General features: G+C 77.3%; 20 protein-coding genes. 6 read left to right on the top strand and 14 right to left on the bottom strand.

The window, feature by feature from the left end; genetic code table 11:
• Positions 1-45: 45 nt before the first annotated feature.
• Positions 46-381 carry a hypothetical protein gene (locus tag ACYVHQ_RS07125; RefSeq protein ID WP_460511536.1) on the bottom strand — a complete coding sequence of 112 codons (336 nt, stop codon included), beginning with the start codon at positions 379-381 and terminating at the stop codon, positions 46-48.
• Positions 382-746: 365 nt separating this feature from the next.
• Between ACYVHQ_RS07125 and ACYVHQ_RS07120 the strand changes: the two genes are divergently transcribed.
• Positions 747-911, top strand: a complete 165-nt coding sequence (locus ACYVHQ_RS07120) for a hypothetical protein (protein ID WP_460511535.1) — start codon at positions 747-749, stop codon at positions 909-911.
• Positions 912-1,443: 532 nt separating this feature from the next.
• Here the strand turns inward: ACYVHQ_RS07120 and ACYVHQ_RS07115 are convergent.
• Entirely contained in the window at positions 1,444-2,421 is a 978-nt protein-coding gene (locus ACYVHQ_RS07115; protein WP_460511532.1) for an AraC family transcriptional regulator, read from the bottom strand.
• An 88-nt stretch (positions 2,422-2,509) separates the two neighbouring features.
• Here ACYVHQ_RS07115 and ACYVHQ_RS07110 point away from each other — a divergent pair, with 88 nt between their 5' ends.
• A complete protein-coding gene (locus tag ACYVHQ_RS07110) occupies positions 2,510-3,541 on the top strand; it encodes a metallophosphoesterase (RefSeq protein ID WP_460511530.1) in 1,032 nt (343 codons plus the stop codon).
• A gap of 166 nt (positions 3,542-3,707) precedes the next feature.
• Here ACYVHQ_RS07110 and ACYVHQ_RS07105 read toward each other — a convergent pair whose 3' ends face one another.
• Together ACYVHQ_RS07105 and ACYVHQ_RS07100 are read right to left on the bottom strand one after the other, a co-directional pair.
• Positions 3,708-5,084, bottom strand: a complete 1,377-nt coding sequence (locus tag ACYVHQ_RS07105; protein ID WP_460511528.1) for an MFS transporter — start codon at positions 5,082-5,084, stop codon at positions 3,708-3,710.
• Positions 5,081-5,671, bottom strand: a complete 591-nt coding sequence (locus tag ACYVHQ_RS07100; protein WP_460511527.1) for a helix-turn-helix domain-containing protein — start codon at positions 5,669-5,671, stop codon at positions 5,081-5,083. The genes ACYVHQ_RS07105 and ACYVHQ_RS07100 overlap by 4 nt, the downstream gene beginning before the upstream one ends.
• Positions 5,672-5,789: 118 nt before the next feature.
• Between ACYVHQ_RS07100 and ACYVHQ_RS07095 the strand changes: the two genes are divergently transcribed.
• Positions 5,790-7,004, top strand: coding sequence for a Bcr/CflA family efflux MFS transporter (locus ACYVHQ_RS07095; protein ID WP_460511525.1), 1,215 nt, complete (start codon positions 5,790-5,792; stop codon positions 7,002-7,004).
• A 137-nt stretch (positions 7,005-7,141) separates the two neighbouring features.
• Here ACYVHQ_RS07095 and ACYVHQ_RS07090 read toward each other — a convergent pair whose 3' ends face one another.
• A complete protein-coding gene (locus ACYVHQ_RS07090) occupies positions 7,142-8,287 on the bottom strand; it encodes a hypothetical protein (RefSeq protein ID WP_460511523.1) in 1,146 nt (381 codons plus the stop codon).
• Between the two features lie 143 nt (positions 8,288-8,430).
• Between ACYVHQ_RS07090 and ACYVHQ_RS07085 the strand changes: the two genes are divergently transcribed.
• Complete coding sequence (locus tag ACYVHQ_RS07085) at positions 8,431-8,766, top strand: hypothetical protein (protein WP_460511890.1); 336 nt, start codon at positions 8,431-8,433, stop codon at positions 8,764-8,766.
• Here the strand turns inward: ACYVHQ_RS07085 and ACYVHQ_RS07080 are convergent.
• From ACYVHQ_RS07080 to ACYVHQ_RS07070, 3 genes are all read right to left on the bottom strand, one after another.
• A complete protein-coding gene (locus tag ACYVHQ_RS07080) occupies positions 8,648-8,893 on the bottom strand; it encodes a PLDc N-terminal domain-containing protein (RefSeq protein ID WP_460511875.1) in 246 nt (81 codons plus the stop codon). The two genes, ACYVHQ_RS07085 and ACYVHQ_RS07080, sit on opposite strands and share 119 nt — an antisense overlap.
• A 116-nt stretch (positions 8,894-9,009) precedes the next feature.
• Complete coding sequence (locus ACYVHQ_RS07075) at positions 9,010-9,414, bottom strand: hypothetical protein (protein WP_460511520.1); 405 nt, start codon at positions 9,412-9,414, stop codon at positions 9,010-9,012.
• Entirely contained in the window at positions 9,411-10,439 is a 1,029-nt protein-coding gene (locus tag ACYVHQ_RS07070) for a S66 family peptidase (protein ID WP_460511518.1), read from the bottom strand. Before ACYVHQ_RS07070 ends, ACYVHQ_RS07075 begins: the two co-directional genes overlap by 4 nt.
• A gap of 176 nt (positions 10,440-10,615) precedes the next feature.
• On the opposite strand from ACYVHQ_RS07070, the gene ACYVHQ_RS07065 reads away from it, so the two are divergent.
• Complete coding sequence (locus ACYVHQ_RS07065; RefSeq protein ID WP_460511516.1) at positions 10,616-12,679, top strand: IPT/TIG domain-containing protein; 2,064 nt, start codon at positions 10,616-10,618, stop codon at positions 12,677-12,679.
• A gap of 248 nt (positions 12,680-12,927) precedes the next feature.
• On the top strand, positions 12,928-13,932 hold the full coding sequence (locus tag ACYVHQ_RS07060) for a methyltransferase family protein (protein WP_460511514.1): 1,005 nt from the start codon (positions 12,928-12,930) through the stop codon (positions 13,930-13,932).
• 199 nt (positions 13,933-14,131) lie between these two features.
• Here the strand turns inward: ACYVHQ_RS07060 and ACYVHQ_RS07055 are convergent, their stop codons facing one another.
• The 6 genes from ACYVHQ_RS07055 to ACYVHQ_RS07030 form a co-directional block, all read right to left on the bottom strand.
• Entirely contained in the window at positions 14,132-14,833 is a 702-nt protein-coding gene (locus ACYVHQ_RS07055; RefSeq protein WP_460511512.1) for a hypothetical protein, read from the bottom strand.
• Between the two features lie 220 nt (positions 14,834-15,053).
• Positions 15,054-15,284 (bottom strand): hypothetical protein, encoded by a 231-nt coding sequence (locus ACYVHQ_RS07050; protein ID WP_460511510.1) that lies wholly within the window; start codon positions 15,282-15,284, stop codon positions 15,054-15,056.
• Positions 15,285-15,348: 64 nt separating this feature from the next.
• Positions 15,349-15,957 carry an acetyltransferase gene (locus ACYVHQ_RS07045; protein ID WP_460511508.1) on the bottom strand — a complete coding sequence of 203 codons (609 nt, stop codon included), beginning with the start codon at positions 15,955-15,957 and terminating at the stop codon, positions 15,349-15,351.
• Between the two features lie 199 nt (positions 15,958-16,156).
• The gene (locus tag ACYVHQ_RS07040; RefSeq protein WP_460511506.1) at positions 16,157-18,265 is read right to left on the bottom strand and encodes an iron ABC transporter permease; all 2,109 of its coding nucleotides are present in this window, start codon (positions 18,263-18,265) and stop codon (positions 16,157-16,159) included.
• Between the two features lie 7 nt (positions 18,266-18,272).
• On the bottom strand, positions 18,273-19,268 hold the full coding sequence (locus ACYVHQ_RS07035) for an iron-siderophore ABC transporter substrate-binding protein (protein ID WP_460511504.1): 996 nt from the start codon (positions 19,266-19,268) through the stop codon (positions 18,273-18,275).
• A gap of 332 nt (positions 19,269-19,600) precedes the next feature.
• A complete protein-coding gene (locus tag ACYVHQ_RS07030) occupies positions 19,601-20,455 on the bottom strand; it encodes an ABC transporter ATP-binding protein (protein WP_460511502.1) in 855 nt (284 codons plus the stop codon).
• Positions 20,456-20,564: the final 109 nt, after the last annotated feature.

Below are 20,564 nucleotides of genomic sequence, written 5' to 3'. Positions count from 1 at the left end.
CGTCCGTGCCCGAGGGCGCCGGACGCACCGGCCGGCCCGGCCACGTCACTGCGGCCAGGTGTCGGGCTCCGGGTCGTGACGGGCGGCGTACGCCGAGATCTCCGTCTCGCGCTGCAGCATCCAGGCGACGGCCGAGGCCAGCGACTCGGCGGTGTGCAACCACGGTCGGCCCCCGCGGGCGTCGCGGCAGTGGGCGTGGCAGTCGAAGACCCAACGCCCCTCCGACGAGCGTGCCCGGACGTAGCCGATCGGCGACGCGGGCACGCGCCGGACCTGCCACGCACCCCAGCTGTCGGGCAGTTCGGGGACCGCGAGCGGGTGGTGGGGCAGGGGTCGCCGGAGCGCCGCGGCGGCACCGCTCGACGACTCCTGCGCCCTCATGTCGAGGACGGTACGGCCGACCGCCGACAGCGATCCGACCCCGACCGACGTGGGGCTCGGGACCGGTGGGGCGTGACGACGCGGCCGGGGTACAGATGTACCCCTAGCTGTACCCCGAGAGTGCGCTACGACTCCCGCACGCCCTGCAACCACGTGCCATGGAAGGCGCCTGCGGGCCCGCCTGTCCCCCATCCACGGCCCCGACGTGTCCACAATGCGCACGCCTGCACCGATTGGTTAGACGTTCTAGACAACGGGTGACAGTCTCTTCCACGTACCGGTTCACGGCGGTACGGCCCGGTCCCGACCGGGCCTCCAGAGGCCAGTTCCACGGGCACCGCAGGGGTGCCAGAAAAGAGCAGGACATGTCGTCCATCACTGCATCCGCAGCACGCCGCTCGGCTTCGCCCTTCAGCGAGGTCCGTGCCACCGAACGACAGGCGACCTTCGCCGTCGTCGCCACGTCGGCGGTCGCCGCGAGCACCAGCATCGTCGCCGCGCTCCTCGTCAGCCTCGGGGTCATCGCGTGAACGACGTCCACGGCACCGCCACCCTCGAGCTCGCCCCCACCGAGCCCATCGACATCTCGAGCCTCCTGGGGATCGACGCGTGAAGTCGTTCAGCGCCCGCATCCTCGCACCCGCCTCGGTGGACGACTTCGTCCCCTACTTCGACACGGCCGTCGCCGACGACGACCTCGACTGACCCACTGCAAAGGACCCCACCATGGACGCCGAACTCCCCTCGATCGAGACCCTCGTGCACCCCGACCTGCACCGCTACGTGACGAAGCGGTTCCCCTACCTGGTCGCTCCCGGCGACTCCGACCTCTCGTAGGTCGACCGACCCCTCCCGGTCACGGGGCGCCGACGCGCCCCACCCCGATCCGTACCAGGGACCCGCAGCGCGGGACTCCGACGAGGATCACCTGACGAAGGCCTCCCCCCGGGGAGGCCTCTCGTCGTTCCGGGGCGACCCGCCGGAGGCCGAGGGGCCCGCCGGAGGCCGAGGGGCGCCCGGCCGCCGCGGGGCCGACGGGACCAGCGGCCGCACCTCCTGCGGTCAGCGGGTGCGTGCGAGGGTCTGACGCGGGTACTCGCCGAGGTGCTGCACGTACGAGGCCGCGAACCGGCCCAGGTGCGCGAACCCCCAGGCCCGCGCCACGTCGGCGACCATCGTCGTGGACGGCTCGGCGACCAGGAGGGCGTCGCGCACGCGCTCGAGGCGGACCTGGCGCAGGTAGGCCGTCGGCGTGAGGCCGAGGTGCCGCAGGAACGCCTGCTGCAGGGCGCGCACGCCGATCCCGGCCGCGGCGGCGAGGTCGTCCGTGCCGATCGGCAGGTGGGCGTACTCGTGCACGTGCTCGACGGCGGCGCGCAGGTGGGCGTTGCGGGGCAGCAGCAGCTCGGCCGGGAGGCCCGCGCCCACGGCCGGGAAGAGGTCGAGGAACGCCTCGGCGGTCATGCGCACCGCCTCGGCCCGCAGCACGGCGCTCGTGCCGGGCGCACCGACGACGCCCGTGATGAGCGACAGGGTCTTCCACCAGCGCTCGAGCCCGGCCGGGTCGGCGGGGACGTCGCGACGGGCCAGCACCCCGGGGGCGGCGACGCCGCGGACGGCGGCGGCCCGGCGGACGGACTCCTTCGAGAGGTGCACGCAACGCTGGTCGAAGTCGACGTAGCCCATGCGGGTCGGCCGGTCCATGGCGAACAGGGTGGGCGTGCCGAGGCCCGAGCGGATCACGTCGGGGCCCTCGAGGTCCATGGGCCGACCGCTGCGCAGCCAGCTGATGACGTGCTCGGGGCGGGCCAGCGACGTGCCGGCGACCTGGCCGTCGACGCGGATCGCGCTGAGCCCGAGGTCGGCGTCGCCGACGAAGGTCTGCCGCCACGTGAACGGCTCCGCGGTCGGGGCCACCTGCCACCGGGTGCCCTCGAAGCCGAGCTCCATCTGGTCGCGGAACTCGTCCGGGTCCACGCCCGTGCCGGCGTGGTGGACCACGGGCGCGGCCTGCGCGGGGCGGTGGTCGAGGGTCGTCATGGCCTGCCGATGATGCCACGTCGACGGTCCGACCCGGACCCTGTCCAGGAAACGCACGGCGGCAGGACCCCCGACGTAGGGTCGCAGCATGTACCCGCTGCCGCCCGGAGCGCTCCGCCTCGTCCACCTCAGCGATCCCCACCTCACGGGCGACGGCTCCCTGCACCAGGGCGTCGTCGACACGACGGACGCGCTCGACCGCGTGCTCGCGGCCGCCGGCCGGGTCGAGGGGGTGCGGCTGCTCGTGGGGTCGGGCGACCTCTCCGACGACGGCTCCGAGGCCTCGTACCGCCTGCTCCGCGACCGGGTGCTCCCCTGGGCGGCCGACCGTGGCGCTGCCGTGGCGCTCGTGCCCGGCAACCACGACCAGCGCGCCGGGTTCACGGCGGTGCTGGGCGACGGTCACCACCTCGATCGTGCGGTCGCGCAGGAGGCACGGGTCGCGCAGGAGGCCCGGGTCGCGCCCGGCGGGACCGACGTGTCGGGCGCACCCCGCGCCTCCTGCGCCCCCGACCCCGGCGTCGGGGGCCCGGCACCCGTCGGCCCTGGGCCCGTCAGCCCGACACCCGTCGACCCGGCGCCCGTCGACGGCACCTCGGAGGTGGACGGCTGGCGGGTCGTCACCCTCGACACGTCGGTGCCGCGCGCCGGCTACGGGCTCCTGCGGCCCGAGCAGCTCGACCACCTGCGCGAGCTGCTGGCGACGCCCGCCCCGTGCGGCACCGTGCTCGTGCTGCACCACCCGCCCCTGCCCGCCCCGACGACGCTGCACGCGGCGCTGGCCCTGCAACGGCCGGAGGCGCTGGCCGCGGTGATCGAGGGCAGCGACGTCCGCGTCGTCCTGGCCGGGCACTACCACCACCCGATCGTCGGGTCGCTGGCGGGCGTCCCCGTGCTCGTCGCGCCCGGGGTCGCCAACGACACCGACGTCGCCGCGCCGGACGGGACGGAACGCGCCGTGCGCGGCTCCGGCTGCCTCGTGGTCGACGTGCACCCCTCGGGCGAGGTCCGCTCGACGGCGCTGCGGGTGGCCGGCCCCGACGACGGCACCGAGGTGTTCTCGCTCGACGAGGACCGGACGCGCGCCATCGCCGCCGCCGCGGGTGCCGCGCGCCCCTGACCCGGGCCCCCAGGCACCCGGCCACCCCTTCCCGGCGATCGAGGTGACCCGAACGGTCACCTCGAGCCGCGCTGGGCGACACTTCGCGTCACATCGATGCCCAGGGCAGGGCGAGAGGGCGGGCAGGCGACACGGGCAGGCGACACGGCCAGGAGGCGGGCGCGGGTCAGCGCGGGCGGGACCCGCGCTCCATGGCGCGCCACGGGCCTCCTGCGAGGGGCCACAGCGTGACGAGGCCGTAGACGACCGCGACGATCGCGAAGGCGGGGCCGAGGCCGATCCCGTCGGCGGCGACCCCGCCGAGCAGGCCGCCGAGGGGGATCCCCGCCCAGGCCCCGGCGCCGATGAGCCCGAAGACCCGGCCGCGCATCGCCTCGGGCACGCGCTCGAGCTGCACCGCTCCGAGGATCGGGTTGATGGCGCCCGCGGCGAAGCCGGACAGCGCGGCCGAGGCCACCAGCCAGGGCAGGGGCAGGCCCAGGGCGAGCGCCGCGCTCGAGGGGACCCCCGCGAGCGTGAAGCAGACCGCGAACACGACGCGGCGCGGCACCCGGTGGGCGACGAGGCCGAAGAGGACGTTCCCGGCGAGCGCCGCACCGCCCATGACGGCGACGAGCAGGCCGAGGGCCGCCGCTCCCCCGAGCCGGTCGGCGGCGTAGAGCGGCAGCAGCGACGACGTGCGAGCCGCGTCGAGCAGGTTCGTGACGAGCACGAGCGCCACGATCACCCGCATGAGCGGGTCGCGCACGACCCAGCGGAAGCCCTCGGCGAGCTCGGACCAGTACGACGCCCGGGGGGCAGGAGGCGCGGGCTCGGCCCCGGCCGCCGCCTCGCCCCCGGCGGCGGCCCCCGCCCCGGCGTCCGGACCAGCCGCAGCACCCGCGGCAGCTCCGGCCCCGGCACCCGCGGCAGCTCCGGCCCCGGCACCGGCCCCACGGCTCGCGCCCTGCACGAACGCCCAGGTCAGCAGGGCCGACACGGCGAAGGTGCCGGCGTTGACGAAGAGGCTCGCCATCGGGCCGACCGCGGCGACGAGCAGTCCTGCGAGCGAGGCCCCCAGCAGGCGGGCGAGGCGTTCGGACCCGTCGAGGAACCCCACGCTCTGCTCGAGCCGCCCGCCGGCGGCGACGGTGGCGTCGGGCAGCAGCACGCGGCGGGCGGTCTGGCCGGGGGTGTCGAGGAGGCCTCCCGCGAAGACGAGGGCGAGCAGGGCCCCGAAGGGCAGCCCGACGGTGAGCGCCAGCACGGGGATCGCGAGCACGGTGGCCCCGCTGACGACGTCGGCGGCGATCGCGGCCCGGCGGCCGCCGACCCGGTCGACGACGACGCCGCCGAGCGGACCGCCGAGCACCACGGGTGCGGTGGCGGCCGCGGCGGCGATCCCCACCTGGGTGCCCGTGCCCCCGGTGGCGAGGACGGAGAAGGGGATCGCGAAGGCGGTCACGACGTTGCCCGTCTGCGAGATCGCGTGCGCCGACAGCAGGGCGACGAGCGAGCCGCGGGCGCGACGGCGGGAGGGGCGGTCCGCGCCTCCTGCGCTCATGCGGGGGTGCGGTACGCCTGGTACACGAGCGTGACGCTCGCGGTGCCGGGCTCGCCGGCCTGCTGCTGGCTGACCGCCTCCCACTTCTCGGCGAGCGCCTCGAGGTCGCCGCGGAGCTCGCCGAGCTGCTCGGCGGTGAGGTGCACGGCCCGGTCGGAGGAGGCCGACGCGGCCACCCACTCGCGGGCGAACGTGGGCAGGGTGTCCACGTAGCGGCTGAACTGCGCGGCGTAGACCTGCGCGATCGCCTTCTGCAGGGCCGACGAGGCGACCAGCTGCTCGGGGTCGTCGAGCATCGCCGCGGGCTCCCACGAGGTGGAGTCGCTCGTGGCCCGCCACCACCGCTCGCGCCGGTCGGTGCTGTGCCCCTCGGCCTGTTCGATGAGCCCGGTCCCGGCGAGCTTGCCCAGGTGGTAGCTGACCGTGCCGGGCGCCTCGTCGACGGCGTCGCCGAGCATCGCGGCGGTCTGCGGGCCGCGGTCGCGCAGGAGGCCCACGAGCCGCATGCGGGTCGGGTGCGCGAGCGCGCGCATGCTCGCGGGGTCGCGGAGCTCGGTCGTGCGTCCGGTGCGGGGCGGTGGGGTCATGCACCCGACCCTAGATGCACAAGGACCGTTGCACAAGGACCGTTGCGCAAGATCCGTTGTGCAGGGCCCGGCGAGGGGGGCGGGGCTCCGCGCGCCCCCGGGCCTAGGCTCGACCGCGATGCGCGACGACGACGTCCGGCCCGACGACCGCTCCCCCTGGGACGGCCGACGCGGCGCCGTGCTCACCGTCGGCCTGATCGTCGGCATCTCGCCGTTCGCGACCGACCTCTACGTCGCCGGGCTGCCCGCGATCGCCCGCGACCTCGACGCCAGCACGGCGCAGGTGCAGCTCACGCTGACGGCGTTCCTCGTCTCCTTCGCCCTCGGGCAGCTCCTGCTCGGGCCGCTCACCGACGGCACCGGCAGGAGGCGCGCCCTCCTGGGCGGGACGGCCCTGTTCGCCCTCGCCTCGGTCGCCTGCGCCCTCGCCCCCGACGTCGGGACGCTCGTGCTCGCCCGCGTGCTGCAGGGCCTCGGCGGCGCCGCGGGTTCGGTCGCGGCCCGCGGGATGGTCGGCGACACGACGACGGGCGTCGCCCGCAGCCGGCTGTTCGCGACGCTCGCGGCCCTGAACTCGCTCGGCCCGGTCGTCGCGCCGCTCGTCGGCGGGGCCGTGCTCGCCGTGTCGAGCTGGCGGGCGACGTTCGCGCTGCTCGCGCTGCTCGGGGTCGTCCTCACCCTCGCCGCCCTGCGCCTCCTGCCCGAGACGCTCACGGCGCCCGAGCCGGGCGCGGGGTCGCCGCGGGAGTCCCTGCGGCGGATGGCGGACCTCCTGCGCCTGCCGCGGTTCCGCTGGTACCTCGTGACCGGGTGCACGGCCACCATCGGGTTCTTCTCGTACGTCGCCACGTCGTCGTTCGTGTTCCAGCAGCAGTACGGGTTCGGCGAGGGGGCCTACGCGCTCGTGTTCGCCACCAACGCGTCGTGCATGATCGCGTCGACGCTGCTGTTCAGGAGGCTCGTGGGCCGCACCGACGAGGACCTCCTCTACACGGTCGGCCTCGTCACCTGCACCGCCGGGTCGGTCGTGGTGCTGGGCGGGGCGCTCGCGGGAGCCGGCCCGGCGGTGGTCTGGCCGGCGCTCGCGCTCGTCACCGCGGGCTGGGGCTGGGTGATCCCGGGGTCGATCACGCTGACGCAGGCGCTCGGGCACCGGAGCCCCGGCACCGCGGCCGCGCTCGTCGGCGGCCTCCAGTTCGGGCTCGGCGGCCTCGCGACCCCGCTCGCCGGCGCGCTCGGCGGCACCGCGGTCGCGATGGGCGGGCTGATGGCGGGGTTCCTCGCGCTCGGGCTGGGCGTGCAGCTGTGGGCCAGGAGGCACGTGGCCGGGTGAGCCGCGCCCGGCGCCGTGCCGCCGCGCCCGCCGCGTCTGCGGGCGGGTGCGTCGTCCCCGGGCGTGCACGGACGCCCGCCGGCGACGCACCCGCCCGCACTCGGCCCGGCGAGGTGCGGGCCGTGCCCCGACCCAGGTCAGGCCGCGGTCGCGCGCTCCACGTACGCGGCGGCGTAGCGCTCGCTCGCGCCCTCGGCGTCGGGGACGGCCTCGCGCCGGACCACGAGGCGGACCCAGTCCTCGCCGATCACGAGGTCGGTCGTGCACCCCGCGTCGTCGCAGCTGCGGAAGGCCGAGCCGTCGTCCAGACCGGCCACGGTCACGGCCGACCCCTCGTCGACGTGGTCGAACTCGAGGCGCTGGCGCAACGCCCAGGCGCCGCCGACCAGGACGGCCTCGGTCGTGAACCTGGTCCCCCCGTCGGGCGTCGTCGAGCAGTGCGCCGCCTGGGCCCGTGCCCACGCCGAGGCGTAGAGCGACCACCCGCCGGTGGGCAGCCGCAGGGAGGAGCCGGCGACCTCGGGCACGGCCGCCGCCTCGAGCTCGGCACCCGGCACGCACGACCACCCGGGGAGCGGGCCGCCGAGCGACGACGCCTCGTCGGTCACGTCCGCGGACCCGACGGCGGCCGTCACCTCGGCCAGCACGGGGGCCAGCACCTGGCGGCCGTCACCGCCGGCGGGCAGCTCGAAGCCGTTCATCGACAACGCCACCCACGTGTCACCGACCATCTGGTTCGAGCTGCACCTGGTGAACGGACCGTCGACCGCGTCCCCCGAGAAGCAGTTCTCCCGCACCTCGGGCCCCTCCCCGTAGATCTCGACGTAGCGGGCCCAGTCCTCGGTGGCGCGGGGCAGCACCTCGACGCGCAGGCCCGCGTACCCGCTGCCGCCGACCGCGTTGCCCTTGCCGTCGTGCCGCTCGCCGTTGTCCCACTGACAGGCGAGGCCGCCCTCCTGGGCGATCGCGTAGTCGTCGGGCAGCACGTCGGCACGGTCGTAGGCGTCGCGGGGCAGCCACGACGCGTCGACCGCAGCGGCCGTCCCGGCGGAGAGCAGGCTCCCGCAGTCGAGGTCGAGCGCCGCCGTCGGCTCCGTCGCGCCCCAGGGCTCGGGCGTCGCGGTCGGCTCGGGGGTCGACGGTGCCGCGGTCACGGTCGTCGTCGTGGTCGGCGTCGGACCCGCCGCGTCGCCGTCCGCCCCCGTGCACCCCGTGAGCAGCAGCACGGCGGCGGCCCCGCTGGCGGTGATGCTCGTGGACCTGGTGCGCGTCGTCGTCCCCATGTTCTGCACGCTAATCGGCGGTGAGCACGCGCCAGGTGACGATCGAACAACGACTGTCGCGCAGGAGGCCTGGGCCGGGCCCGGCGGACCGCCCGCGCGGGCGGGTGGGCGGGCACGGTCGCCGGACGACGCAGCCCGGGCGGGTGCGCCGTCCGAGCGACCCCGCCGAGGCCGTCCGGTTCGGCGTGCAGCTGGCCGACGGCGAGCGCGCCTTCACCGACCCGACCGAGCCGTGGCCGGGAGGCGACCCCGAGGCGCCGCCGGAGGGGCACGTGCTCACGGTCCTCGACCAGGGCGACGGGTCGTCGTGCACCGCGACCGAGGTGCTCTGGCTCTGGCCGCTGCCCCCGGCGGGACCGCTCACGCTCGTGGTGACCTGGCCCGGGTCCGGGCTCGACGAAGGACGCCTCGAGCTCGACGGCGCGGCTCTCCGGGCGGCGGCCGCCGAGGCTCGGCCCCTCTGGGGCGATCCCGCCTGAGCCGGCGGCCGTCGCGGCGCGCCGCGCGGCCGAGCACGGCCCAGGCGACCACCGTGACCGGCGGCAGCAGCACGAGCAGCAGGCACCACAGCGCGGTCGCCCGGCCCGACAGCGGCGACCGCAGCACCGTCACCAGCGCCCAGGCGACGCCGGTCGCCAGCAGCCCGAGGACCGCGGTCCAGACCAAGTCGTAGGTGGCGGGGAAGGTGACCTGCGCGGCCGCGGCGAGCGCGCCTCCTGCGCTCACGGGGTCGGCCCCTCGGACGCCCGCGTCGCCGACGCGGCTCGGCGGCGTGCGACGGTCGCCCCGACGGCGGTGGCGAGCGCGACCACCGCGGCGGCGAGGCTCACGACCGACGGCGCCACGCCCGTCCACGCCGTGCCGGAGACGGACGCCGCGACGGCGAGGGCGGGTCCTCCCCCGACGAGCACGAGCGCGAACTCGATGACGACCTCGGGCACGCGCACCGACGGTGTCCGCCACGCCGTGACGAGCAGCACGCCGGCGATCACGACGCCGACCACCGCCCACGCGACCACAGCCGCCGGCGACGACGGGTCGCCCCCGAGCAGGAGGCTCGCGCCGCCCACGACGGAGGCCAGCACGGCGAGGGTCCCCAGGAGGGCCGCCAGGCGGGAGCCGCTCACGGGACGAGCCGCTGGGTGATCGAACCGCCCTCGGCGTCGAGGCGGACCTCGGCGAGGGCGCCGTCGACGAGCGGCAGCTGCGGCGGCTGGTGACCGGTGTCGACGTCGAGCACGACCGGCACGCCCAGGCCGCCGAGGGCGCGCTCGACGGCCTCGTCCTGCGTCAGCCCGTCGACGTCGGGCGCGGTCGTGCGCCCGACGAGCACCGCGGTCGCCGCGTCGAACCAGCCCGCCAGCCGCAGCGAGGTCCACAGCCGGAGGGCGGTCGCGGCGTCGGCCCCCGCGACCTCGAGGTGCAGCACGAGCCCTTCGGGGGCGTGCCGGCGTGCGAAGCCGGGCACGTCGCCGAAGCGCGAACCGGCGAGCAGCGACACCGTCTCGAGGCAGCCGCCGAGCAGCCGGCCGGAGGCGCGCACCTCGGCCCGGCCGTCGAGCGTGCGCCAGCGGGTGGGCTCCTCGTACGCCGTTCCGCGGCTCAACGGTTCGTCCGACCACTCGCCCCACGGGCGCGACCGGCGACGGGGCGCCGCGCGCTGCGTGAAGGACGCCCCCTCGGCGAGCGCCGCGACGTCGGTCCAGCGGACGAACTCCTCGGGCAGCTCCCACGGCTCGTCCAGGAGGTTCGCCCCGTGCAGCGTCGCCAGCCCGGTCGTCACCGTGAGGGGCAGCGTCAGCGTCGACAGGTCCGACCAGCCGACGAACCAGGCACCCGCCTCGGCGAGCGCCGCCCAGTCGAGCCGGTCGACGAGCTCGACCGCGAGGTCCCCGCCCCAGGGCGGCAGGACCGCGCCGGGGCGGGCCGCGAAGGCCGCGTGCAGTTCGTCGAGGCGCTCCTCGACCGTGCCCGGCACGAGGCCCCCGCGGCGGGCGAGGTCGCCGACGCGGACGTCGAAGCCCCGGCCACGGAGGTCCGCGACGGCCCGGTCGAGCCTCGCGTGCAATGCCTCGGGCACCCCCGACGAGGGCGCGGGCACCTCGACGCGGGCGCCGCGCACGAGCGGACGGGGGTACCGGATGCCGGCCATGCGCAGGAGCCTAGCGGCGCGCCGGGCGCGGCCACGGCCTCCTGCGCGCCCGCGACGCACACGCCCGACGTCGGCATCAGTCCCCCGAAGAGGGGGCCACCCGAGCGAGGGGGCCCGCCTAGCTTCGGGGCACGGGTGCCGATCAGGGGCGCCCCCTCGTTGCGAAGGAGCAACACATGACGTTCACCACCCATGCCCGCAGGGCGGCGGCGGTCGGAGTGACGGCGGGCGTCGTGCTCGGCGCCACCGTCCTCGTGGCCGGCCCCGCGTCCGCAGCACCGGGCGACGCCAGCGCCACCGGCGTCGGCCTCGCCCTCGACGGCAGCGCCCTGCCGGCCCTCGCCGAGCTCACGGCCGACGCCTCCGTCGGCGCCGTGGCGGTCACCGACGGCGACGCCCCCGCGGAGTCCACCACCGTGGGGGCGACGCTCCTCGCCACCACCGTCGCCGACGCCACGGTCGGCGCCGTCACCACCAGTGCGACGACCGGTGCCACCGGTTCGGCCGGCAGCGCGAGCGTCGCCGACGTCGACCTCTCGCTGTTCGGCCTCGACGTGCTCACCGCCGACGCGGTCACCGCCGACGCCGTGTGCACCCTCGGCACCGCCCCGACGACCGCCACCACCCTCGCCGGGCTCACCCTCTTCGGCACCGCCGTCACCCTCGACGCGGGCACGCCCACGGCGACCGGGACCGCCGAGCTCACCGGCGACCTGCTCGGCCTCGACCTCGACGTCGTCGTGTCGTCCGTCGAGACCACCACCCCCGGGTCCGCGACGGCCACCGCCGTGCTCGCCGACCTCACCGTCTCGGGCGACCTGCTCGGCGCACCCGTCGTCGACCTGCCGGTCGGCCAGCTCGTGCTCGCCACCGCCGCCTGCGAGACGCCCGCCGCGGGCGCCGCCGCCCCCGTGACCGCCCTCGACGTCACGCCCGACAGCGGCCCCGTCGCCGGCGGCCAGCCGGTCACGATCACCGGCACCGGCTTCTCGCCCGACGCCGCCGTCGACTTCGACGGCGCCCCCGCCACCGACGTGGTCGTCGCCGCCGACGGCACCTCGCTCACCGCCACGACGCCCGCCGGCGACCTCGGCCCCGCCGTCGTCACCGTCACCAACCCCGACGGCGGCGCGACCACCCTCGCGTACACGTACCTCGCCGACGCGGCCCCCGGGGCGCCCACCATCACCGGGCTCGACCCGGCCCGAGGACCGGAGGCGGGCGGCACGACCGTCACCGTCAGCGGCACCGGCCTCGAGGGCACCACGGAGGTGACCTTCGACGGCGTCCCCGCCGAGATCGTCTCGATCGCCGCCGACGGCACCTCGGTCGTCGTCACCAGCCCGGCCGGGACCGGCCTCGCCGAGGTCGTCGTCACCGCCCCCGGCGGCGTCACCACGACCGCGGGCGACCCGTTCACCTACGTCGCCGAGGACGCCGAGGCCCCGGACCTCACCGGCGTGACCCCGGACTCCGGCCCCCTCGCCGGCGGGAACACCGTCGTCATCGGCGGCACCGACCTCGACGGCACCACCGACGTCACCTTCGACGGGGTCCCCGCGACCATCGTCGACGCCACCGACACGACCGTGACCGTCGTCGTGCCCGAGGGCGCCGCCGCGGGACCCGTCGACGTGACCGTCACCGGCCCCGCCGGCTCCGCGGACCTCGCGGACGGCTACGCCTACGTCGAGGCACCGACGGCCGACGGCACCGACCCGACCTCCGGCCCGACCACGGGCGGCACCGTCGTCATCGTCGGCGGCACGGGCTTCGTGCCCGGCGGCACGACCGTCACGATCTGCGGCGTGACGATCGACGCGGCCGACGTCGAGGTCTCGGCCGACGGCACCCTGCTCGCCTTCGCGACCCCGCCGTGCGCGGCAGGACCGACCACGATCGTCGTCGAGACGGCCGGGGGCGCGACCGAGCCGCTGCCCTTCACCTACGTCGTGCCCACGGGCTCGGCCGAGGGGCCCGGTGACGGCGACGGCACCGGCGACGGAACTGGTGACGGCACCGGCGACGGTGACGGCACCGGCGGTGGCGCGGGCACCGGCGGCGGCGCGGGCACCGGCGCGGGCGGCACGGGCACGGCCGGCTACGGCTACGGCTCCGGCCGGATCGCCTCGGGCCTCGCCTACACGGGCGCCGACCAGACCGCCGGGATCGCCGCGGGGGCAGCGCTGCTGCTGCTGCTCGGCGGGGCGCTGACGCTCACGCGTCGTCGCCAGCACTGACCCCATCACGGAGGGCCCGGCCGTCACGGCCGGGCCCTCCGTGCTGCGCGGGGCTGCGCCGGGACCGGCCCGCGCCTCCTGCGCCCGCCGCCCCGCGCCTCCTGCCCCCGCCGCGCACCACCGGTCTGCCCGGGAACCAGCCCGCTGACTGGTTCCCGAGCAGACGACCGGTTCGGGGCAGGAGGCCCCGGCACCGGCACCGCGCAGGAGGCGCCGGGCACCGCCCGCCCCGCTGCTACCGTGCGTCCATGGGCTGGGGGAGGGCGTGGTTCGCGGTGCAGGCCGCGGCCGGGGCGGCGTGGTGGCTGCTCGTCGCGCTCGTGCCGGCCGTGCGCACGGCCACGCTCGGCAGCCTCGACCCCGTGCCCGTCGCCGCGCTCGACCTGCCGCTCTTCGTGGGAGCGTCCGCCCTGGCCGCCGCGGGCCTCCGCCCGGCCGCCGTCGTCGCCACGAGCTGGACCACGCTCGTCGCCCTGGGCCTCGCGTGCTGGGCGACCGTGACGCGCGAGGCGGGCGTCGGCGTGCTGCTCATGGCGGGCGCGACCGTCGGATCGGTGCTCGCGCTGTGCCTGGTGCTGTGGGGACGCGTGCCGACGGCGTGGATCGCGAGCGGACCGTTCGCGTTCCGCCCCGCCGACGCCACCGCCCGGGCTCGTCGCCACGTGCTGACGACGGCCGCGCAGATCGTCGTCTTCTGGGGTGCGGCGCTCGTCGTCGTGCCGCTCGTGCTCGCGGCGCTCGAGGACCGTTGGCGCCTGTCGCTGCCGTTCCTCGCGGGTGCGGGCGCTGACGCGGCGGGGGCCGGTGCGGGCTCGGGCGCGGCGGGCACCGCTGCCGTCGCGGGCGGTGCCGGGGTCGCCGGGGCAGCCGGGGTCGCGGGGGCGGCCGTGCTCGTCGCGGCCAGCGCGCTCGGGCTGTGGGCGGCCGCGGTCATGTCGACGCTCGGCGCGGGCACGCCGCTGCCGTCGGCGATGCCGAACCGCTTCGTGCTCGCCGGCCCGTACCGCCTCGTCCGCAACCCGATGGCCGTGGCGGGCATCGCGCAGGGCGTCGGCGTCGGGCTGGTGCTCGGGTCGTGGCTCGTCGTCGCCTACGCCCTCGCGGGCGGGGTCGTCTGGCACGTGGTGATCCGCCCCCTCGAGGAGGCCGATCTCGAGGCCCGCTTCGGCGACGAGTTCCGGCGCTACCGGGCGGCCGTGCGGTGCTGGGTGCCGCGGGCGGTGCCGCTGCGGCGTGCGGCGCTCCGCCCCTGAGCGCAGGAGGCGCGGCTCGCCCCCGCGCGGCCGCCCCGGCGTGCGGGCCCGCGCGGCGGTCACCCGCCCGAGCGGTCAGCTCGGCACCGCGCCCGCGCCCACCACGCCCGCGCCCACCTCGGCACCGCGTCCTTCGCTGGGCACCGCAGGAGTTCGCGGTGCCGAGCGAAGAACGCGGTGCCGAGGCCGGCGGCAGCCGTCAGGAGGCACGCGCCAGTGCCGCCTCGGACCGCACGCGAGCACGACGGTGCCACCGCCGCTCGACCGACACCATCACGACCATGAACGCCGCGCAGGCCACGACGAGCGCGACGAGCCAGGGGCTCGACCCGATCGCGGCCCCGAGCACGGCGAGCCCGGCGACCAGGAGGCTGCGGACCGTGGACCGGTCCCGTCGCGCGGCGAGGTCGAGCTGCGCGAGCACGAGCGGGGCGGCCGGGCCGGGGTCGGCCTCGCGGCCCCGTACGGCGCGGGCGAAGGACCGCCGCTGCTCCGCGTCGAGCGGGGCGAGGTGCGCCTGCGACAGCACGCCCAGGAACGGCACGAGCACGCCGGTCCGGCGGCTCGCCAGCCAGTGGATCAGGCCGAGCACCGTCGCGGCCCCCGTGAGGGCCACCTGGGCGATCTCCTCGGGCCGGACGGAGCCGCCGGAGGTGATCAGCACCGCGAGCAGCGTGAAGAAGGCGGCGATCAGGAGCATCGCGAGCTGCGTCGAGAACCGGACCTCCTCGCCCTCGGCCACGAGCCTCCTGGTGGCGGCCGTCGCCTCGGCCCAGGCGGTCGTGCCCGCTGGCCCCGGCACCCTCGCGTGCGCACCCGCGGTGGTCGGCCCGGCCGCGGGCGTGCGCGCTGGCCCCGGTCCGCCGGCGGGCGTGCCCTCGGCCTGCCCCGTGCGCTCCATGTGGTCCGCCCTCCGTCGTCCTCACCGGAGTCTGGCCGAGCGGAGGCCGTGGTGCGCGCCCGGGGCCGCCGCCCGCCCGCGCGGCCACCCGCCTCGGCCGGGGATCACCCGTCGGCGGGCCCGACGGCACGGCGTCCTTCGCCCGCCACCCCGAGCCACCCGCCTGACGCCGAACCAGGCAGCTGACTGGTTCGCCGTCAGGACAGTGGCGCGAGACCGCTCACCAACCGGCCGAGTTCTGCTCCGCGCCGCCCATCGAGAGGCCGCCAGCCTGGCCGCGGTGGGCCTCCTGCTGGCGGGTGGCGTCGGCGTGCTCGCGCAGGCCCGAGCCGTCGTCGGCGGCGTCGAGCCGGGCGGCGAGCGAGGCCGCGCGGCGCTCACGACGGACCAGGAGCACGACCGCGACGACGGCGAGGGCCACGAGGGCGAGGGCGACGAGGGCGGTGGTCATGATCGGTCTCCCTCGATCGGCGTCCCGCCATCCTACGGCGCGCCCGTCCCGACGTGAAGGCTCGTCAGGTCTGCCGGAGGCTGAGCCACCGCTCCTCCACGAGGTAGCCGAGGCGTGCGTTCGCCGCCAGCGCGGCCGCGTTGACCTGTGCTCCCCCGGTCCCGAAGACGCGGGCGCCCTCGCCGGCCAGCGCCACGACGGACGCGGCCTTGACCGCCGCGGCCAGGCCGCGCCTCCTGTGCTCGCGGCGCACGGACGTCCAGAGCGTCTCGACCCGGTCGGGGCGGCGGCCCACGACGGTGACCGCGGCGAGCGCGTCCCGGGCGTCGAGGGCACCGAAGGCGCGGTGCCCCTCGGCGCGCAGCTCCTGGAGACCCTCCGCCGTGACCACGTCGGGCTCGGTCGCCGGGGTGACCGGGTAGTCGTCGCGCGTGGCAGCTTCGTGGGCGACGACGGCCGGGTCGTCCGCCGCCTCGAGCTCGCGCACCGACCAGCCCGCCTCGACCGCCCGGGCGACGAGCGCCCGCAGCGGCGCCAGCTCAGGAGGCTCGCCCAGCCGGAGGCGCGCACCCCACGACTCGCCGACGGGCCGCCAGCCGGCGTCGACGAGGCGCCGCGCCTCCGGGTCGTCGCTCCGCACCACGCGCACCTCGGGGCTCACGTCGTCGTCCATGCCCTCCATGCTGCCGCAGGCCGGGCCTCCGCCCTGCGAAGGCGAGCGGGTCCGTCGCACCCGGGCCACCACGGACGCCCGCCGACGACGCACCCGCCCGCCGAGCCGCACCAGCCGCGCCAGCCGCGCCAGCCGCGCGGCCGGCGCCAGCCGCGCGAGCCGCACCACCCGCGCGAGACCGGCCACCCGCCCCCGCCCCTCAGCCGCGCGCCCGCCAGAGCAGCCAGACGAAGTACGGGGTGCCGACGACGGCGGTGAGCAGTCCGGCGCCGAGCTGGGCGGGGGCGATCACGGTGCGCCCGAGCACGTCGGCCAGGCAGACGAGCGACGCTCCGAGCAGCATCGCCACGGGGACGACGCGGGCGTGCCTCCTGCCCACGAGGGCGCGGGCCGCGTGCGGTGCGACGAGGCCGACGAACGCGACGACGCCGACGGCCGTCACCGACGCGGCGGCGAGCACCACGGCGACGACGAGCAGCCCGAGCCGTTGGGCGGGCAGCGCCAGCCCGAGCAGCCGCGGGGTGTCGTCGTCGAGGGCGACGAGGTCGAGGCGACGGGTCGACGCGGCGGCCACGAGGGTCCCGGCGACGAGGGCGACGACGACGGGCAGGAGGTCCGGGAACGTCCGCCCGTACGTCGAGCCCGACAGCCAGGTCAGCGCCTTCGCGCCGTTGAACGGGTCGGTGAGCACGATGAGCAGGCTCACCAGGGCCGTCGCCGCCGTGGACGTGCCGATGCCGATGAGCACGAGGCGGTTCTGCGCGAAGCCGCCCCTCGCTGCGAGCCCGAACACCAGCAACGACGCCACGGCCGCGCCCGCGAAGGCCGCCGCCGCGATGCCCCAGCCGGAGGCGAGCGGCACCGTGGTGACGAGCACGACGGCCCCCAGCCCGGCGCCCCCGGTGACGCCGACGATGCCGGGCTCGGCGAGCGGGTTGCGCGTCACGGCCTGCACGAGCGTGCCCGACAGCGCGAGCGCCGCCCCCGCGAGCACCGCTGCCGCGACCCGTGGCACGCGCGTGTCGAGCACGTAGCTGACGACGCGGCCCGAGCGACCGGTGAGGTGGTTGACGACGTCGCCGAGCAGCAGCTTCGCGTCGCCCAGCAGCACCGAGGCGACCACCAGGCCGACCAGCACCGCCACGAGCACGGCCGTGACCGCGAGCGCCCGCCCCCGCCCGACGACGGGGTGGCGCTCGGTGGGGGCCGCGGCAGCCCGGTCGCGGGCCCGGAACGCGAGCACCACGAGCACGAACGCACCGACGAGCGACGTCACGATGCCGGTCGGCACCTGCACCGACGTCTGCGCGCCGACCGTGGCCCGCAGCGCCACGTCGGCGCCCAGCACGAGCGCGGCGCCCACGAGGCCGGCCACGGGCACGGCCGCGACCGTGCGCACCAGGGCCGGGGCGAACCTCCTGAGCCCCCGGACGATCGCGGGCGCGACGAGGCCGACGAACCCGACCGGCCCGGCGACCGTCACGGCCGCGGCCGACAGCAGCACGGCGGCGAGCAGGGTCAGCACGCGGGTCGAGCGCACGCGCACGCCCACGCTGCGGGCGGCGTCGTCGCCGAGGCCGAGCGCGTCGAGCCGACGCGACAGCAGCAGCAGCGCGACGAGGGCGACGACCGCGACCGGTGCCATCTGCGCCACGGCCGTGAGCCCGTTCTGCGAGATGCTGCCCTGGCCCCACTGGTACAGCCCCTCGGTCTGCCGCGGGAAGAGCAGCAGCAGAGCGCTCGTCACCGAGGCGAGCCCCAGCGCGAGGGCGCTGCCGGCGAGCACGAGGCGGATGGTGCCGGCTCCGGCGTCCGCGCCTCCCGACCGGCTGGTCCGGCCCAGCCCCGAGAGCGCGAGCACCACCGCGGCCGCTGCGAGGCCGCCGACGAACGCGACCGCGCCCGAGGCGAGCACCGGCAGCACGAGGCCCGTCACCGAGGCGACGGCCAGCGCCGCGTACGCGCCCGCGTTGACGGCGAGGGTGTCGGGCGAGGCGAGCACGTTGCGGCTCACCGTCTGCAGCGCGGCACCGGAGGCTCCCAGCGCCACCCCGACGAGCAGGCCCGCGAGCATGCGCGGCAGGCGCGACGCCACGACGACCGACGAGTCGCCCGCGCTCGCCTGCCCGAGCAGGGCCCTCCACACCTCGGCCGGCCCGACGTCGGCGGTGCCCTGCGTGACGTCGACGACGGCGAGCAGGGCGACGGCGACCGCGAGCGCGACCGCCACCGCGAGCACGGGTCCGGAGGCACGGGTCGGCCCCGGCGGGGCGACGCGCGTCTCGGGGCGTGCGGCGGTGGCGGTCACGCGGCGGCTACTTCGTGAGGGCGGGGACGAGGGCCTCGACGTACGCCGTCATCGAGGCGGGGCCGCCGAACATCCAGATGCCGTCGGTGATGCGGACGACGTGGTCGTCCTGCACGAACGGCAGCGACGTCCACACGGCGTTGTCGGCGAGCGTGTCGGCGAAGGGGTCGCCGAGCACGTCGTTCGCGGCGTACACGAGGCGCGTGTCGTCGGGCAGCGCGGTCAGCCCCTCGACGTCGGTCGAGGCGAGGCCGTAGGCGGCGTCGCCCTCGAGGTCCCATGGGTCGACGAGGCCGAGCTCCGTGTTCACGTCGCCGACGAGCGAGCCCGCCACGTAGGGCCGGACGCTCACCTGGCCGGCGTCGTCGTAGGCGTCCGCGAAGGCCACGGGGGTGCCGCCCAGGCCGGCCTCCTCGAGCTGCGCCTTGCCGTCCTCGACGGTGTCGCGGAACTCCTGCACGACCTGCTCGGCCTCGTCCTCGGTGCCGGTCGCCTGCGCGATGAGCTCGAGGTTGCCGATCATGCGGTCGATCTGCGCCGAGGCGTCGGCCGACTCGACCTGGAGCACCGGGGCGATGTCGCGCAGCTGCGCGACGGCGTCGGCCGGCAGGTCGGTGGTCGCGACGATGAGGTCGGGGGCGAGCGAGGCGACCGTGTCGAGGCTGGGCTCGCCGCGCGTGCCGATGTCGGTCGGCTCGCCCGTGAGCGGCACCGCCGCGGACCAGGCCTGGTAGCCCTCGACGTCGGCGACGCCCACGGGCTCCACGCCGAGGGAGACGAGGTCGCCGACGACGTTCCACTCGGTGCCGACGACGGTCGTGGCCGGGCCGTCGAGGGTGAGCTCGGCGCCCGCGCCGTCGGTGAGGGTGATCGAGCCGCCGGCGGAGCCGGAGCCGCCGGTCGCGGAGGCGTCGTCGGGGGCCTCGGTGGTGCCGCAGGCCGCGAGGCCGAGCGCGGTCGCCGCGGCGAGGGCCGCGACGGCGAGGGTGCGCGTCTTCGTCATGGGTGGTGCCTTTCGGTGGTGGTGGGGGCGTCTGGGGGCGAGTGGTCGTGGGAGCGGTCCCGGGGCGGGGTGCGGCGCGCCGGGCGGGGTGCTGGGCACCGGGTGAGGTGCGGCGCGCCGGGTGAGGTGCGGCGCGCCGGGTGGCGCGCTGGGCGGGTCAGGAGGCGCGGCACGGACCCGACGATTCGTCCGGCGTGGCGAGGTGGCGGTGGTCGTGGCGGCGGGTGCGCTGGCGGTCAGGGGCGGGGCGCGGCCTGCGTGCCGGCTGCCGCACCCTGCCGTCTGCCGGCTGCTGGCTGCCGCGCGGGCCTCCTCGCCCGCACCGCCCCCGGCTAGGCGTGCAGGGGTTGCGGCAGCTGCCCGCGGGCGTGGTGGCGTCCGACGGCGCGGGTGCGGACGGACCCGGTCCACGGGTCGACGTCGACCTCGACGCGGATGCCCCACACCTCGCTGAGCAGCTCGGTGGTGAGCACGTCGGCCGGGCGGCCCGCGGCGACGACCCGGCCGGCGTCGAGCACGACGACGTCGTCGGCGATGGCCGCGGCCTGGTCGAGGTCGTGCAGCACGACGCCGACGGCGATGCCGCCCTGGTCGGCGAGGTCGCGCACCAGGTCGAGCAGCTCGACCTGGTAGCGGAGGTCGAGGTAGGTGGTGGGCTCGTCGAGCAGCAGCACGCCCGTGGCCTGCGCGAGGCAGCTGGCGAGCCAGGCGCGCTGCAGCTGGCCGCCGGAGAGCTGGTCGACGCCGCGGTCGGCGAAGCCGGCGACGCCGGTGAGCTCGAGGGCACGGTCGACGGCGGCGGCCCCGTCGGGGTCGGTGCGGCCCCAGCGCCCGCGGTGCGGGTAGCGGCCGAACTCGACGACGTCGCGCACGCTGAGCCCGCCCGGAGTGGGGCGGCCCTGGGTGAGCAGGGCGACGCGGCGGGCGAAGTCGCGCGGGGACAGGTCGGCGCAGTCGAGCACCTCGCCGCCCTCGGTGAGCTGCACGGACCCGCTACGGACCGCCTGCAGCCGGGCGACGGAGCGCAGGAGGGTCGACTTGCCCGAGCCGTTCGGGCCCACCAGGGCGGTCACGCGGCCGGGGCGGAGGGCGAGATCGGCGGCGTGGACGACGTCGGTGCCGTCGTACGCGACCGTGACGCCGACGGCGTCGAGCGACGCGGGTCGGGGCTGATCGGGGGTGCTCACGGAACTGAGGTTAGCCTGTCCTTACCCGGTAGCGCGACCCCCGGGCGGGGCCTCGTTGCGCGACCGTGACCTGGCGGGCGCCCCGTCGCGCGACCGGGACCCGGCGGGG

Source organism: Frigoribacterium salinisoli, from assembly GCF_054781095.1.
Note: the sequence above shows the minus strand (reverse complement) of the source record. Positions and strands in the feature narration are given on the sequence as shown.